Below are 14,103 nucleotides of genomic sequence, written 5' to 3'. Positions count from 1 at the left end.
CCTCTACTTGGTGAAGTATTCGTGCCCACCGACGTACTCAGTGTGGCCGCTGGGCACATCAGCAGTGGCCATGTTGGCGATCTCCGCAGCGAACTCGGCGACCGAGTAGAGCTTCCCGGCCTGCTCGCGCCGCGCCTCAATGGCTCCCGGGGTGGCCCGGTCGAGCAGGGTGGCGGTGACAGTGCCCTCGATCATGTCGCCGGAGACCACCACGAGGGTGATGCCCTTGGCTTCCAACTCGGGGAGCAGCTCGCGGAGCGCATCCTCGCCGGCACGCTTGCTGCGGGCCACGGCCTCGTAGGCCTCCATGGTGGGGACCTCGTTGATGAAGTGCGCCTGGTGGCTGGTGATGAAGACCACCCGCGACCCGGTAGGCATGACCTCCATCGCGGCGCGCAGCATGTTGACCTGGGCGTCGCGGTTGAGCTTCAGGGCATAGTCTTCCTCGACCCCTGACTCCATGCCGCCGGACGCGTTGAGGACCAGCAGTCCCAGCCCGCCGAAATTGTCGACGGCCGCCTGGATCAGCGCTGCCGATCCCTCAGCGGTGGTCAGGTCGGCGCCCACGGCGACGGCCTTGCCGCCGGCCGCCTCGATACCGGCCACCACCTTCGCCGCGCGGGGTGCCTTCTGGCGGTAGTTGACGACGACCGCGGCACCCTGGTCGGCGAGTAGTTTCGCGACATCAGCCCCGATTCCCCGTGATGATCCAGTAACGATTGCGGTTGTGCCGGTCAGCGCAGCCATGGGTACTCCTTAGGTTCGATGAAGGTGGTGGTGATTGCTGCAGATGCGCCGTCGGACGACGCTAGTGGCCCATGCCCAGGCCGCCGTCGACCGGGATGACAGCGCCGGAGATGTAGGCGGCTTCGTCGCTGGCAATCCACTTCACCACGTTGGCCACCTCGGTGGGCTCGGCGAAGCGGCGGGCCGGGATGGTCGCGAGGTAGTTCTTGCGGGTGTCCTCGGGCAGTTCGGCGGTCATATCGGTGTTGATGAAGCCTGGGGCCACCACATTGGCGGTGATCCCGCGGGAGCCGAGCTCGCGGGTCAGGGAGCGGGCAATGCCGATCAGGCCCGCCTTGGAGGCCGAGTAGTTGATCTGGCCCGGTGCACCGTAGAGGCCAGTGACGGAGGAGATGAGGACCACGCGTCCCTGGCGCAGCCGGATCATGCCCTTCGACGCACGCTTGATGACACGGAACGCTCCGGTCAGGTTGGTGTCGATCACGTCGGTGAAGTCGGATTCGGTCATCCGCATCAGCAGGGTGTCGCGGGTGATCCCGGCGTTGGCGACCAGCACCTGCACAGGGCCGTGGGCTTCCTCAACGGCGGTGAACGCGGCATCGACCTGCTCCTCGCTGGTGACATCGGCCTTGACGCCCAGCATGCCCTCGGGAACGTCACCGCTGCGGTACGTGATGGCCACCCGGTCGCCGTTCTCGACGAAGGCCTGCGCAATGGCGAGCCCAATGCCGCGGTTGCCTCCGGTTACCAAAACACTGCGTCCCTGCTCGGCGTCTGCCACGGATTCCTCCAGAATCATTGCTCCAACTATCCCTGCCGATCCTAGCTGGCACCCGCGCAACCGCAAGTTTGCGGCCGGGGGGAACCTTTGGTGTCGCTGGGGCTTTTAACAACTGGGGCACTGGGTGAGACAATTGAGAAGTCCCTTGGAGTGTGATGAGTAAGCAGATCCGGCACGGCGCTGACGTACACAGTATTACTGACGCACGAACCCCCCACAGCGATGAAGTACGCGGGCGGATGATCAAGTACTCCATCTCGATGGGGATCCGCCTGGTGTGCATTATTCTGGTGTTCTTCGTTGATGGCTGGCTGCAGTGGGTGATGATCGCCGGCGCGGTGGTCCTCCCGTACTTCGCCGTCATTGTCGCCAACGGCGGCTCGGACACCAGCGACCTGCCACACAGTCAGTCACTGATCGACAATGTTCCGGTTCCCGCGATCGAGCCCATGGCTCCCGCAGCGGCGGAGCCCGCCAACGATGTGCTGCAGGGCGAGATTATTGACGACGCCGATCCCACTGCCAGCCAGGACATTGACCGCGACCACATCGACCGTGACAAGGGCCGACCCACCGCATGAACCTTCTCGACCAGCTGCAGCAGCTGAACCCTGCCCCAAACGAACGGCCAGCGGAAGCTGTGTGCTCACGTAAAGGCTGCCGGCTGCCTGCCGCCTGGCAGCTGCTCTGGAACAACCCCAAGATCCACACGCCGGACCGCCGCAAGATCTGGGTGGCCTGTGCCGACCACCGGGACTGGCTTGAGGACTACCTGCAGACCCGTGGCCTGTGGAAGGAGACCCTGCCCCTAGGCGGGGACACCGCGGGCGGGAACACCGAGTAGATGTACCGTTTCCTTTTCTCACCCCGCTGGCTCGGCTGGCTGGCACTCGTGAGCGTCCTGGCCCTGGCGTGCGGTGCCCTCGGGATGTGGCAGCTGGACCGCCGGGATCAGCTCGCTGACACGATCGAGCGGATCGAGGCGAACTACGATCAACCGGCCGCGCCTTACGCTGCGGGGTCCACCGACTTCAGGTCCTTCGACCCGGCGGAGGAGTGGCTGCCCATCGAGCTGACCGGCACCTACGACACCGCCAACCAGCTCATCGTGCGGAACCGACCCTTCAGTGGGCGCCCCGGCTACGAGGTGCTGGTGCCCCTGCAGCTCGCCGACGGGTCAGCGGTCATCATCAACCGGGGCTGGCTTCCGATCGGCAACGATGAGGCGGGGCGTCCCGACGCCTTCCCGCAGCCGCCCGAGGGTGAGGTCACAGTGACCGCGAGGATCAAACCTGGTGAGCCGGAGCTGGACCGCGGAGCGCCGGACGGGCAAATCGCCTCGATTGACCTCACCCGGTACCAGGAGGTGGTCGGCTACGACCTTCAGACCGGTGCCTACGGCCTGATGTCGGCGGAAAGCCCCAGTCCTGCAACGTCGCCCCAGATTTTTCCCCGTCCGTATCTGGACTCGGGACCGCACCTGTCCTACTCGATGCAGTGGTTCGCCTTCGGGGCCCTCCTGTTCGTCGGCTTCGGCTACGCCGCCCGGCAGCAACAGCGTTCCGACGAGGAGGACCTGGCAGAAGCCAATGGCACAGTCCAGGCTGCGCCGGTCAGGCGACACCGTCGGCCGACGGCCGAGGAAGAAGAGGACGCCTTCCTCGACGCGCGCGGCTACTAGCGGATTACCGCTAGGCCATCGTCACCAGGTCGAGGTAGTCATCGCTCCAGAGGTCTTCGACGCCGTCGGGCAGCAAAACTACCCGCTCGGGGTTCAGCGCCTCCACCGCGCCCTCGTCGTGGCTGACCAGAACGACGGCGCCGCTGTAGTTGCGGAGCGCACCGAGGATTTCGGCGCGGCTCGCGGGGTCGAGGTTGTTGGTCGGTTCGTCGAGCAGCAGGACATTCGCCGACGACGCGACGATCGTTGCCAGGGCCAGGCGCGTCTTCTCACCGCCGGAAAGCACCCCGGCAGGCTTGTCGACGTCGTCACCGGTGAACAGGAACGAGCCGAGGACGCCCCGGACCTCCGCGTCCTTCATGTCCGGCGCGGACGAGCGCATGTTCTCCAGCACGGTCCGCTCGGTGTCGAGGGTTTCGTGCTCCTGGGCGTAGTAGCCCACCTTCAGGCCGTGGCCGGGGATGACCTCGCCAGTATCGGGCTTGTCGACCCCTGCCAGCATCCTGAGCAGGGTCGTCTTGCCGGCACCGTTGAGTCCCAGGATGACAACCTTCGAGCCCCGGTCGATGGCCAGGTCGACGTCGGTGAAGATCTCCAGTGACCCGTACGACTTGCTGAGGCCCTCAGCGGTCATCGGCGTCTTGCCACACGGCGAGGGTTCAGGGAACCGCAGGGCGGCGACGCGGTCCTGCGCACGGACCGCTTCCAGCCCGCCCAGCAGACGTTCGGCACGCTTGGCCATGTTCTGCGCGGCGACGGCCTTCGTGGCCTTCGCTCGCATCTTGTTGGCCTGGTCCATGAGGACCTGGGCCTTCTTCTCCGTATTGGCCCGCTCACGCTTGCGGGCGCGCTCATCGGTTTCGCGCTGCTGCAGGTAGCGCTTCCAGCCGATGTTGTAGATGTCGATGGTGGCGCGGTTGGCGTCCAGGTGGAACACCTTGTTCACTGTCGCCTCCAGGAGGTCCACGTCATGGCTGATCACGATCAGTCCGCCCTGGTGGTTCTTCAGGAACTCGCGCAGCCAGGTGATGGAGTCGGCGTCGAGGTGGTTGGTGGGCTCGTCGAGGAGCATGGTCTCGGCACCCGAGTAGAGGATGCGGGCGAGCTCGACACGACGGCGCTGGCCACCGGAAAGAGTGCTCAAGGACTGGTTGAGGATGCGGTCCGGGAGGGCGAGGTTGGAGGAGATGGCAGCAGCTTCGGCCTCCGCCGCGTAACCGCCGTGGGCGAGGAACTCCGCCTCAATCCGGTCATAGCGCGCCATTGCCTTGTCGCGCACCGCGTTGTTCTCGCTGGCCATGTCTTCCTGGGCCGCGCGGAGCTTCGTGACGACGACGTCGAGGTTGCGGGCGGACAGGATGCGGTCGCGTGCCAGCTGGGTCATGTCGGGGGTGCGCGGATCCTGGGGCAGGTACCCGATCTCTCCCTTGCGGGTCACGGTGCCGCCAGCGGGCAGCCCCTCCCCCGCCATGACGCGCGTGAGCGTGGTCTTGCCGGCGCCGTTGCGCCCTACCAGGCCAATCTTGTCCCCGCGGTCAACACGGAATGACACCGCATCCATAAGCAGGCGTGCTCCCGCGCGCAGCTCTAAGTTCGAGACGGTAATCAATTACGTGGCCTTTCAATGGATCGGGTCCGCATCATCGGGTGTTTGCTGGAAGCCTAGTTTTTGTAGGAAACCTACAAGCGAATTTGAATCCGGGGGCACTAATCTCAGTAAGTAACGGCACGCTGTTGTCGATAACTAACAGAAAGAGCCATCATGCGTCTGAAGAATCAGGTTCCGGCGGCCGCCGCTGTGGATAGTCCCACTCACGCCAGGCGCCGCTGGAATGCCACGGATCTTTCGCTGATCGCGGTCTTCGCGGCCTTGGTGGCCGCTCTTGCAATCCTACCCGCTATCCCCGCCGGCCCGCTCGGTGTGCCGGTGACCCTCCAGACCCTCGCCGTCATGGTGACAGGGATTGTGCTCGGCCCGGGCCGCGGTTTCGCTGCGGTGGCACTGTATTTGGTCGTGGGACTGGCCGGTCTTCCCATTTTCAGCGGCTTCAGCGGAGGCGTGGGGGTTCTCGCCGGTCCGTCTGCCGGCTACCTGCTGGCCTTCCCCCTCGCGGCGCTGGTCGCGGGGTTCCTGGCCCGACTGGTGCTGGCCAGGGTCCGTAGGTTCCGTTATGCAGCACTCTTTGCGGCCTGCCTGACCGCCAGTCTGCTCGTCATCCACCCCCTCGGTATTGCGGGCCTGATGATCAACGGAAAGCTCGACTTCGTGGCAGCCGTCGCCGCCGACATCATCTATCTGCCCGGCGACGTGCTGAAGAACCTGATCGCCGCTGCCATCGGCCTGAGCGTGCACCGCGCGTTCCCCCGCCTGATTGGCGGCACCCACCAGCGATGATCGTTTTCGAGGGGGCAACGGTCAGCGTGCCGGGGCCGGACGGTGACCGACGGATCCTGGAGCCCCTAAGCGTCACCCTCGCCGAGCGGCGGATCGCCGTGATCGGCGCCAACGGCTCAGGCAAATCCACCCTCCTGAAGCTGATCAACGGGCTGGTTACCCCGACGGCGGGACGGGTGCTGGTTGAGGGACTGGACACGGTCAAGGCCGGCCGAGCGGTCCGCCAGCGGGTCGGGTTCGTCTTTACGGATCCCCTGTCGCAGCTTGTGATGCCCACGGGACTCGAAGACGTTGAATTGTCGCTGCGCGCCCGTCTCCGCAACCCCACCGAACGTCGGACCACCGCCCTGGGCGTCCTGGAACGGTTCGGGCTGGCACCCCTGGCCGAGCAGAGTATCTATGACCTCTCGGGTGGTGAACGGCAGCTGATGGCCCTGGCAGCCGTCCTCGCCGTCGACCCCCGCATCCTGGTGGCCGACGAACCCACCACCCTGCTGGACCTGCGCAATGAGCGCAGGGTCCGCCGGCTGTTCAGCGGCCTGGATCAGCAGCTTGTCTTCACCACCCACGACCTGGAATTCGCCGCCGACAGTGACCGGGTGCTGGTGATCGACGACGGTCGGCTCGTGTTCGACGGCGACCCCCGCACCGCCATCGACCACTACCGGGGTCTGCACCTGGACGCCGGGAAGCTGCCGGGAGACGACCGGTGAGGGGGCACGGGAGCCTGCTGGGCACCTATGTGGACGGTGACTCCCTGCTGCACCGCGCACCCCTGTGGTCGAAGGGGCTCGGCGTCCTGCTGCTGTCGACGGGCGTGCTGTTCGCCAACCGTCCTGCCGTCACCGGTGCGGCCCTGGCACTGGTCACGGTCGGCTACCTGGTGGGGGCACGGTTATCCCCGATACACCTGTGGCGACCGTTGGCACCGGTCTGGCCGATGCTGGTCATCCTTGCCGGGTATCAGCTGATCGTCAACGGCCCTGCGGCGGCGCTGCTACTCGTCGGGAACATTGGTACCTGTCTCCTGGCCGCCCGTCTGCTCACCCTGACCACCGAGGGGCAGCGCCTGCTGGACGGGCTGGTCTCCCTCGCCGTTCCGTTCCGCCGGCTGGGTGCGGACCCGGAGCGGTTCGGGCTGACCCTCGCGCTCATGACCCGCAGCGTGCCCTACCTGGTGGGTTCCGTCGCCGACGTGCGCGATGCTGCGAGGGCGCGCGGTCTGGAACGAAATCCGCGGGCCCTGGTCATCCCGGTGGTCATCGGCGCCGTCGCCTACGCGCACCAGACCGGTGAGGCGCTGGCCGCGCGGGGGCTGGGCGAGGCGGGCCCATCGGCAGCAGCCGGCGCCAGCGAGGACTGAGCCGGGATACAACAAGGGCGCTACACCAGTGGTGCAGCGCCCTTGTCGGTACGGTCCGGAGCCTAGATGTTGAACCCGAGGGCCCGCATCTGGTCGCGACCGTCTTCGGTGATCTTTTCGGGACCCCATGGCGGCATCCACACCCAGTTCAGGCGCCAGTCATCGACGATGCCGTCGAGAGACTGTCCCACCTGCTCCTCGATGACGTCCGTCAGCGGGCAGGCCGCCGTCGTGAGCGTCATGTCGATCAGGAGGGCGCCGTCGTCGGCGTATTTCAGGCCGTACAGAAGCCCCAGGTCGACGATGTTGACACCCAGCTCGGGGTCAATCACGTCCTTGAGGGCTTCCTCGACGTCGTCTATCGCGGTCTGTCCCGCGTTCACTTCACTCATTGTTGTCTACCTTCTCGAAACGTTACCGAGCTCAATACCAACGAACTTAGGCGCCGGCCGGTGCGTCGACGGAAGCCGCGGCAGGGGTTCCAAAGCGGTCGTAGCCTTCCGCTTCGAGGCGGTCAGCCAGCTCCGGGCCACCCTGCTCGGCGATCCTGCCGTCAACGAACACGTGCACGAAGTCAGGCTTGATGTAGCGCAGGATCCGTGTGTAGTGGGTAATCAACAGGGTACCCATTCCGCCCTTGGAGTGCTCGCGGTTGACGCCCTCGGAGACTACCTTGAGCGCGTCGACGTCGAGGCCGGAGTCGGTCTCGTCGAGGATGGCGAAGCGGGGTTTGAAGAGCTCAAGCTGGAGGATCTCGACGCGCTTCTTCTCGCCGCCGGAGAAGCCCTCGTTGACGTTGCGCTGGGCGAAGTCGGCATCGATGCGCAGCTGCGACATCGCTTCCTTGACGTCCTTGGTCCAGTGGCGCAGGCTCGGGGCCTTGCCGTCCAGCGCGGTCTTCGCGGTGCGCAGGAAGTTGGTCATGGTCACGCCGGGCACCTCGACGGGGTACTGCATGGCCAGGAACAGTCCGGCGCGGGCCCGCTCGTCAACGCTCATGTCGAGGACATCCTCACCGTCGAGGGTGATGGATCCGCTGTCCACAAGGTACCGGGGGTGGCCGGCGATCGTGGAGGCGAGGGTCGACTTGCCGGAGCCGTTGGGGCCCATGATGGCGTGTGACTCACCGGTGTTGATGGTCAGGCTGACGCCTTTGAGGATCTGCTTCCGGGCCCCCTGCTCCGTCTCGATGCTGACGTGGAGGTCCTTGATTTCAAGGGTGGACATCTGTGGTTCTCCTTCGCGCCCTGCGTGGCAGGGAGTGCAATGTGGGTTCGGGTTCGATCACCGCCGGGGCGATCGAAAAGTGTGGGGGTGGCTAACCGAGGTCGGGGACAGCGGCACCGTTGGTGACGGTGGTGATGTCCACGTAGACCTCGTCGCCGTGGATTTCCAGGGCAAACACCGGGACGGGTTCGTAGGCTGGCAGCTGCAGTGGGGCGCCGCTGCGCAGGTCGAACTGCGACCCGTGGCCCCAGCACTCGATAACACAACCCTCGACGTCGCCCTCGGAGAGAGAAATGTCGGCGTGGGAGCAGGTGTCTCCCAAGGCGTGGATCGCGCCCTCGGAGTCTTTCACCACTGCCACCGGGTAGTCGTCGATCAGGATGCGCAGGGCCTGCCGGACTTCAATGTCGTTGACATTGCAGACCAGCTCGCCCTTCGGTGCGTCGGTCATTAGATGTTTCCTGCCGCAAGTTCCCGTTCGACGGCGTCGGTGAGCCGTTCCTCGAGCGCTGGCACCTTGATCTGCTGGATGACTTCGTTGAGGAAACCGCGGACCACCAGACGGCGGGCGGTCTTCTCGTCGATGCCGCGTGCCATCAGGTAGAACAGGTGCTCGTCGTCGAACCGGCCGGTGGCGCTGGCGTGGCCGGCACCCTCGATCAGTCCGGTTTCGATCTCCAGGTTGGGGACCGAGTCCGAACGGGTACCGTCGGTCAGCAGGAGGTTACGGTTCGTCTCGTACGTGTCGGTTCCCTCGGCCGCCTTACGGATCAGCACGTCGCCGACCCAGACGGTGTGGGCATCCTGGCCCTGCAGTGCACCCTTGTACGTGACACGGGACTTGCAGTTGGGGACGGCGTGGTCAACGAGCAACCGCTGCTCCAGGTGCTGGCCGGCGTCGGCGAAGTACAGTCCGTACATCTCCACCTCTGAGCCGGGGCCGGTGAACAGCGACGACGGCGTCATGCGCACCAGGTCGCCGCCGAGGCTGACGACCACGTGCTTGAACTTCGCGTTCCGCCCGATCTTGGCCTGCTGGGTGGAGGTGTGGACGGCGTCGTCGTCCCATTCCTGCACACTGACAACAGTGAGCTCGGCACCGTCGCCGACGACGATCTCGACGTTCTGCGCGAGAGTGGTCTTCCCATGGTGGTCCAGGACCACCACCGCCTTCGAGAAACGTTCGGCGGTGATGATCAGGTGCTGCGCGGCAGGAGCCTCGTCGACACCATTGATCGAGATCTGCACGTCACCGTCGGCGACGGTTTCCACCGGAATGGTCACCACTGTCGCCTCGGTGAACGCTTCCCAGGCCGCAGCCGAGACCCGGTCATCGGGAACTGAAGCGGAGCCGATCCGTGAGTCGTCACGGCCCACCGTCTCGACCAGGACGTTCGTCGCACCGGTCACCTCGACAGTGGGACCCGTGCCGGTCAGCGGCTGGTTGTGCAGACCGCGCAGACGCTTCAGCGGTGTGAACCGCCAGTCCTCTTCGCGGCCGTTCAGCGGCGCGAAGTCGGCGAGCTTGTAGGACTTCAGCCGTTCCCCGCGGGAGGCTTCCGGGATGACCGGAGCGTCGCCGTGGCTGTGCTTCTTGGCGCCGTGCTGGACAGTTCCCTCATTGAAGGGGGAAAGGTTCTCCCCCTCCTCGGTGAAACCGTCGATGGCAATTTTTTCTGCGGACGCTGGTGCGTCCAGCTGGGTAGCTTCAGCCATGTGTTAGCCCACGGCCCCTTCCATCTGGAGTTCGATCAGGCGGTTCAGTTCGAGTGCGTACTCCATGGGGAGCTCACGGGCGATCGGCTCGATGAACCCGCGCACGATCATTGCCATGGCTTCGTCCTCGGGCATGCCGCGGGACATCAGGTAGAACAGCTGTTCTTCGCTGACCCGCGAGACGGTTGCCTCGTGGCCCATGGTGACGTCGTCCTCACGGATATCCACGTACGGGTACGTGTCGGACCGCGAGATCGTGTCGACCAGCAGTGCGTCACAGCGCACGGTGTTCGCCGAGTGCTTGGCGCCCTCGCGAACCTGGACCAGGCCGCGGTAGGCGGCTCGCCCACCGCCCCGGGCCACCGACTTGGAAATGATCGATGACTTGGTGTTTGGCGCGATGTGTACCATCTTCGACCCGGTGTCCTGGTGCTGGCCCTCGCCGGCGAACGCGATCGACAGGGTCTCACCCTTGGCATGCTCGCCGACCAGGTAGACGGCCGGGTACTTCATGGTGACCTTCGAGCCGATGTTGCCGTCGACCCACTCCATGGTGGCGCCCTCGTGGGCGATGGCCCGCTTGGTGACCAGGTTGTACACGTTGTTCGACCAGTTCTGGATGGTGGTGTAACGGACGCGGGCGTCCTTCTTCACCACGATCTCGACGACGGCCGAGTGCAGGGAGTCCGACGTGTAGATCGGGGCGGTGCAGCCCTCGATGTAGTGCACGTAGGAGCCCTCGTCAGCGATGATGAGGGTGCGCTCAAACTGGCCCATGTTCTCGGTGTTGATTCGGAAGTAGGCCTGCAGCGGGATCTCGACGTGAACGCCGGGAGGCACGTAGACGAACGAGCCGCCGGACCAGACCGCCGTGTTCAGTGAGGCGAACTTGTTGTCGCCCACCGGGATGATGGAACCGAAGTACTCCTCGAAGAACTCGGGGTGTTCCTTCAGCGCGGTGTCGGTGTCCATGAAGATGACACCCTGGCGTTCGAGTTCCTCGTTGATCTGGTGGTAGACCACCTCGGACTCGTACTGGGCTGCCACGCCGGAGACCAGACGGTTACGCTCGGCCTCGGGGATGCCGAGCTTCTCGTAGGTGTTCTTGATGTCCTCCGGGAGTTCCTCCCAGCTGCCGGCCTGCTTCTCCGTGGAACGCACGAAGTACTTGATGTTGTCGAAGTCGATGCCCGACAGGTCGGCACCCCATGCGGGCATGGGCTTCCGATCGAAGTACTTCAGGCCCTTCAGGCGCAGGTCGAGCATCCACTCGGGCTCGTCCTTCTTGGCCGAGATGTCGCGGACCACCTCTTCGCTGAGTCCACGCTTGGCGTTGGCGCCGACGTCGTTCTTGTCGGACCAACCGAAGGCATAGTTACCGATGCCTTCGAGCTCGGGGTTGCGCTCCAGGATGTCGCTGATTACTGCTTCCGGAACGGCTGCCTCAGCCATTGTCTTCTGGTCTACTTGATCCGTCATCACGGCCTTTCTTGCTGATGGGTGGATACGGTCGGTTCTAGCTCGGAGGTGTCAGCTCCGGCGGGGGCCGGTGTAACCCGGCCCACGGGAATATGGGTGGTGCAGACGTGGCCGCCGCGGGCGAGCGTCGACAGCCGCCGCACGTCGACGCCAAGCAGCCGGGAGAACACTTCGGTCTCCTGGTCGCAGAACGAGGGGAACTCGGCGGCCAGCTCCTGGACGGGACAGTGCCCCTGGCAGAGCTGGACTGCCAGCATGGCAGTGTTGGGGGCATTCCGGCCAACAACTGTGGTGGATCCCACAAAGCCGTCGGTGGTCAAGGCGCCGGCCAGGGCGCGGGCGCGGTCTTCGAGGTCCGGGCCGGCGGCTTCCACCAGGGGACGGTAGCGGGTTTCCATTTCGGCGAACCGGGTGCGGGCGAACTGCTCGACGGCGTCGGGGCCCGCCATCTCCTGCAACTGGGCGAGTGCCGCCTTGGCGATGGAGAGGTAATCGGTGCCGAGTTCGGTCTGTCCGCGCTGGCTCAGGACGTAGCGCCGGGCGGGTCGGCCAGCACCGGAAGACGGGTTCCCGACGAGTTTCACCTCGATGAGCTGCTTGCGGGACAGCGCGTCCAGATGGCGCCGAACTGCTGCGGGGGTGAAGCCGAGGCGTTCGCCGAGTTCGGCGGCGCTGACGGGGCCGTGTTCCAGGACCGCTGCCAGGACCTTGCTGCGGGTCCGGTCCTCGGCGTCGGACCGAGCCGGTGCCCGGGAGGCCCGCGGCGCGGTGGGAAGGGACGGGGTGTGCGCGACGTCGTCGGCCGGGCGTGGAGTAGCTGGGAAGGTGCTGCCCAGGCGTGCCTGGCTCATTCCGCCTCCTCCGATATCTGCGCTCCGGTGCCGGTCACAGAGTTTTCACGTCCATTGAATAGACAACACAATCATGTCCTAATCTGTTCCTTGGTGCCAGTAAGGTGAGGCTATCCAGCGCACCATCGCCAGGGAGGGCACCTGTACTACATGGCGTAGAATAATCGAGTGCCAAACCCGTCTCCCGCGCTTGAAGTCACAGCGCTCGTCAAGGACTTTGGACCCGTTTCCTCGCTCGACGGCAAGATGGTCAGGGTGCTCGACGGCGTCCACCTTCGAGCCTACCCCGGACAGGTGACGGTCCTGCTGGGCGCTAACGGTGCCGGCAAGACCACCACCCTTGAATGCGCTCAGGGTCTGCAGCGCCCCAACGGTGGGTCCGTCAGATTGCTGGGAGAAGACCCGTTCAACGCCGGGGCGGCACTGCGCAGCAGGGTGGGAGTCATGCTGCAGGAAGGCGGGCTGCCGCCGTCGGCGCGGCCGCTGGCTTTGCTGCACCACGTCGCGGCCATGTACGGCTCCCCGCGGCCCGTCGCCGAACTGGCCGACCGGCTGGGCATCAACTCCTACGCCGGTACCGGCATCCGGCGGCTGTCCGGCGGCCAGAAGCAGCGCCTCGCTCTGGCCTGCGCGCTGATCGGCAACCCCGAAGTCCTTTTCCTTGATGAGCCAAGCGCCGGCCTGGACCCACAGTCACGCACCATCGTCTTCGACCTGATCCGCGAACTCCGCGCCGAGGGGCTGGCGATCATCCTCACCACCCACCTGCTCGACGACGCCCAGAAGCTCGCCGACTACGTCTACATTCTCGACGGCGGCCGGACGGTCACCCACGGCACCGTCGCCGACCTGACCGCCGACGACGCCGGCGATACCTACCGTGACCTGCGGTTCCAGGCCGCCCCCAACCTGGACCTCCCGGCAGCAGCCTTTCCTGCCCTCACCCTGCGGGAAACCGAGCCGGGACGATACTCGGTGGCCGGCTGCTTCACCCCTGCCGATCTGACGTCGCTGGCGCGGTGGTGGGAAGAGGCCGGAATCCTGCCGGTTGCCATCACCATGGAGCCACGCTCCCTGGAAGACGTCTTCCTCGACATTTCCGGACGGGACATCCGATGAGTACCGCCGCTCCGCTGACCAAACGAATCCTCCTGCAGGGCCGCTATGAGGCACTGGCGATGCTCCGCAATGGCGAGCAGCTGGTCCTCGCCATTGCCCTGCCGCTGCTGGGGCTCGTGGTCCTGGTCCTCACCCCGTTCCTCGACGGGATGGCATCGAGCCGGATCGACGCCGCAACACCGGGCATCATCGCGCTGTGCGCCATGTCAACAGCGTTCACCGGACAGGGCATCGCCACCGGGTTCGACCGGCGGTACGGGGTGTTGCGGTTCCTCTCGACCACTCCCCTGGGCAAACCTGGGTTGATCCTGGGCAAGGCGCTCGGCGTCGTCGTGGTGCTGGCGGTGCAACTGGTGGTGATCGGCACGGCCGCGGCACTCCTGGGGTGGCGGCCCGACCCCACCGGCCTGCTCATCGGGCTGGTGCAGCTGATCCTGGGCGCTGCCGCGTTCACGGCCCTGGGCCTCCTGGTGGCTGGGACGCTCCGCCCCGAGGCCACCCTGGCGGTGACCAACCTGCTGTGGATCCTGCTGGCGGTCGGCGGCGGCATCGTCCTGCCGGGGACCCTGCTGCCCGACGCGATCCGACCGTTTGTCGATATCCTGCCGTCAGCGGCACTTGGCGACGGACTACGCTCGGCGCTCATCGACGGGGCGTTCAACCTCCCCGCCCTGCTCATTCTCGCGGCCTGGGCAGTCCTGTCCAGCCTTGCCGCAATCCGCTGGTTCAAATGGAGTTAGTTTC

General features: G+C 65.7%; 17 protein-coding genes. 8 read left to right on the top strand and 9 right to left on the bottom strand.

All coding sequences use genetic code 11. The features are described from left to right. Positions 1–3 precede the first annotated feature (3 nt). On the bottom strand, positions 4–747 hold the full coding sequence (locus HMI57_RS06570; RefSeq protein ID WP_171585144.1) for an SDR family oxidoreductase: 744 nt from the start codon (positions 745–747) through the stop codon (positions 4–6). A gap of 61 nt (positions 748–808) precedes the next feature. After that, positions 809–1,546: a beta-ketoacyl-ACP reductase gene (locus HMI57_RS06565; protein WP_171585143.1), complete on the bottom strand. Its 738-nt coding sequence runs from the start codon at positions 1,544–1,546 to the stop codon at positions 809–811. 137 nt (positions 1,547–1,683) lie between these two features. Here HMI57_RS06565 and HMI57_RS06560 point away from each other — a divergent pair, with 137 nt between their 5' ends. The 3 genes from HMI57_RS06560 to HMI57_RS06550 are packed head-to-tail and all read left to right on the top strand — an operon-like array spanning position 1,684 to position 3,209. After that, positions 1,684–2,109, top strand: coding sequence for a DUF3099 domain-containing protein (locus HMI57_RS06560; protein ID WP_171585142.1), 426 nt, complete (start codon positions 1,684–1,686; stop codon positions 2,107–2,109). Next, the gene (locus tag HMI57_RS06555; RefSeq protein ID WP_171585141.1) at positions 2,106–2,372 is read left to right on the top strand and encodes a hypothetical protein; all 267 of its coding nucleotides are present in this window, start codon (positions 2,106–2,108) and stop codon (positions 2,370–2,372) included. Before HMI57_RS06560 ends, HMI57_RS06555 begins: the two co-directional genes overlap by 4 nt. Beyond that, complete coding sequence (locus HMI57_RS06550; RefSeq protein WP_171585140.1) at positions 2,373–3,209, top strand: SURF1 family protein; 837 nt, start codon at positions 2,373–2,375, stop codon at positions 3,207–3,209. Positions 3,210–3,219: 10 nt separating this feature from the next. Here the strand turns inward: HMI57_RS06550 and HMI57_RS06545 are convergent, their stop codons facing one another. After that, positions 3,220–4,818, bottom strand: coding sequence for an ABC-F family ATP-binding cassette domain-containing protein (locus tag HMI57_RS06545; protein WP_171585139.1), 1,599 nt, complete (start codon positions 4,816–4,818; stop codon positions 3,220–3,222). Between the two features lie 153 nt (positions 4,819–4,971). Between HMI57_RS06545 and HMI57_RS06540 the strand changes: the two genes are divergently transcribed. Genes HMI57_RS06540 through HMI57_RS06530 form a run of 3 tightly spaced genes read left to right on the top strand, consistent with a single transcriptional unit; the run spans position 4,972 to position 6,967 of the window. Beyond that, positions 4,972–5,604: a biotin transporter BioY gene (locus HMI57_RS06540; protein WP_171585138.1), complete on the top strand. Its 633-nt coding sequence runs from the start codon at positions 4,972–4,974 to the stop codon at positions 5,602–5,604. Next, on the top strand, positions 5,601–6,317 hold the full coding sequence (locus HMI57_RS06535) for an ABC transporter ATP-binding protein (RefSeq protein WP_171585137.1): 717 nt from the start codon (positions 5,601–5,603) through the stop codon (positions 6,315–6,317). Before HMI57_RS06540 ends, HMI57_RS06535 begins: the two co-directional genes overlap by 4 nt. Continuing rightward, the gene (locus tag HMI57_RS06530; RefSeq protein WP_171585136.1) at positions 6,314–6,967 is read left to right on the top strand and encodes an energy-coupling factor transporter transmembrane protein EcfT; all 654 of its coding nucleotides are present in this window, start codon (positions 6,314–6,316) and stop codon (positions 6,965–6,967) included. Before HMI57_RS06535 ends, HMI57_RS06530 begins: the two co-directional genes overlap by 4 nt. Positions 6,968–7,029: 62 nt before the next feature. On the opposite strand, the gene HMI57_RS06525 is transcribed toward HMI57_RS06530, so the two are convergent. The 6 genes from HMI57_RS06525 to HMI57_RS06500 form a co-directional block, all read right to left on the bottom strand. Beyond that, positions 7,030–7,359, bottom strand: a complete 330-nt coding sequence (locus tag HMI57_RS06525) for a metal-sulfur cluster assembly factor (RefSeq protein WP_171585135.1) — start codon at positions 7,357–7,359, stop codon at positions 7,030–7,032. A 46-nt stretch (positions 7,360–7,405) separates the two neighbouring features. Beyond that, positions 7,406–8,194 (bottom strand): Fe-S cluster assembly ATPase SufC, encoded by a 789-nt coding sequence (gene sufC / locus HMI57_RS06520; protein WP_171585134.1) that lies wholly within the window; start codon positions 8,192–8,194, stop codon positions 7,406–7,408. Positions 8,195–8,285: 91 nt separating this feature from the next. Continuing rightward, positions 8,286–8,645 carry a non-heme iron oxygenase ferredoxin subunit gene (locus HMI57_RS06515; RefSeq protein WP_171585133.1) on the bottom strand — a complete coding sequence of 120 codons (360 nt, stop codon included), beginning with the start codon at positions 8,643–8,645 and terminating at the stop codon, positions 8,286–8,288. Next, on the bottom strand, positions 8,645–9,910 hold the full coding sequence (gene sufD, locus HMI57_RS06510; RefSeq protein ID WP_171585132.1) for a Fe-S cluster assembly protein SufD: 1,266 nt from the start codon (positions 9,908–9,910) through the stop codon (positions 8,645–8,647). The genes HMI57_RS06515 and sufD overlap by 1 nt, the downstream gene beginning before the upstream one ends. Positions 9,911–9,913: 3 nt before the next feature. Further along, complete coding sequence (gene sufB, locus HMI57_RS06505; protein ID WP_171585131.1) at positions 9,914–11,389, bottom strand: Fe-S cluster assembly protein SufB; 1,476 nt, start codon at positions 11,387–11,389, stop codon at positions 9,914–9,916. Continuing rightward, entirely contained in the window at positions 11,389–12,240 is an 852-nt protein-coding gene (locus HMI57_RS06500; protein ID WP_171585130.1) for a helix-turn-helix domain-containing protein, read from the bottom strand. Before HMI57_RS06500 ends, sufB begins: the two co-directional genes overlap by 1 nt. 168 nt (positions 12,241–12,408) lie before the next feature. Between HMI57_RS06500 and HMI57_RS06495 the strand changes: the two genes are divergently transcribed. Next, on the top strand, positions 12,409–13,359 hold the full coding sequence (locus tag HMI57_RS06495; protein ID WP_171585129.1) for an ATP-binding cassette domain-containing protein: 951 nt from the start codon (positions 12,409–12,411) through the stop codon (positions 13,357–13,359). After that, positions 13,356–14,099: an ABC transporter permease gene (locus HMI57_RS06490; protein ID WP_171585128.1), complete on the top strand. Its 744-nt coding sequence runs from the start codon at positions 13,356–13,358 to the stop codon at positions 14,097–14,099. The genes HMI57_RS06495 and HMI57_RS06490 overlap by 4 nt, the downstream gene beginning before the upstream one ends. Positions 14,100–14,103 lie beyond the last annotated feature (4 nt).

The sequence above is a fragment of the Arthrobacter sp. 260 genome (genome assembly GCF_013116745.1).
Taxonomy (GTDB): domain Bacteria; phylum Actinomycetota; class Actinomycetes; order Actinomycetales; family Micrococcaceae; genus Arthrobacter_D.
The sequence above is the reverse complement of the archived record's forward strand: the minus strand, read 5'-3'. Positions and strand labels throughout refer to the sequence as shown.

Bases quoted from the DNA above. Each gene is read 5' to 3' on its own strand.
- HMI57_RS06550 (WP_171585140.1), top strand. From the start codon at position 2,373: ATGTACCGTTTCCTTTTCTCACCCCGCTGGCTCGGCTGGCTGGCACTC.
- HMI57_RS06560 (WP_171585142.1), top strand. From the start codon at position 1,684: ATGAGTAAGCAGATCCGGCACGGCGCTGACGTACACAGTATTACTGAC.
- HMI57_RS06540 (WP_171585138.1), top strand. From the start codon at position 4,972: ATGCGTCTGAAGAATCAGGTTCCGGCGGCCGCCGCTGTGGATAGTCCC.
- HMI57_RS06525 (WP_171585135.1), bottom strand. From the start codon at position 7,359: ATGAGTGAAGTGAACGCGGGACAGACCGCGATAGACGACGTCGAGGAA.
- HMI57_RS06500 (WP_171585130.1), bottom strand. From the start codon at position 12,240: ATGAGCCAGGCACGCCTGGGCAGCACCTTCCCAGCTACTCCACGCCCG.
- HMI57_RS06515 (WP_171585133.1), bottom strand. From the start codon at position 8,645: ATGACCGACGCACCGAAGGGCGAGCTGGTCTGCAATGTCAACGACATT.
- HMI57_RS06490 (WP_171585128.1), top strand. From the start codon at position 13,356: ATGAGTACCGCCGCTCCGCTGACCAAACGAATCCTCCTGCAGGGCCGC.
- HMI57_RS06555 (WP_171585141.1), top strand. From the start codon at position 2,106: ATGAACCTTCTCGACCAGCTGCAGCAGCTGAACCCTGCCCCAAACGAA.
- sufD (WP_171585132.1), bottom strand. From the start codon at position 9,910: ATGGCTGAAGCTACCCAGCTGGACGCACCAGCGTCCGCAGAAAAAATT.
- HMI57_RS06535 (WP_171585137.1), top strand. From the start codon at position 5,601: ATGATCGTTTTCGAGGGGGCAACGGTCAGCGTGCCGGGGCCGGACGGT.
- sufB (WP_171585131.1), bottom strand. From the start codon at position 11,389: ATGACGGATCAAGTAGACCAGAAGACAATGGCTGAGGCAGCCGTTCCG.
- sufC (WP_171585134.1), bottom strand. From the start codon at position 8,194: ATGTCCACCCTTGAAATCAAGGACCTCCACGTCAGCATCGAGACGGAG.
- HMI57_RS06570 (WP_171585144.1), bottom strand. From the start codon at position 747: ATGGCTGCGCTGACCGGCACAACCGCAATCGTTACTGGATCATCACGG.
- HMI57_RS06565 (WP_171585143.1), bottom strand. From the start codon at position 1,546: ATGATTCTGGAGGAATCCGTGGCAGACGCCGAGCAGGGACGCAGTGTT.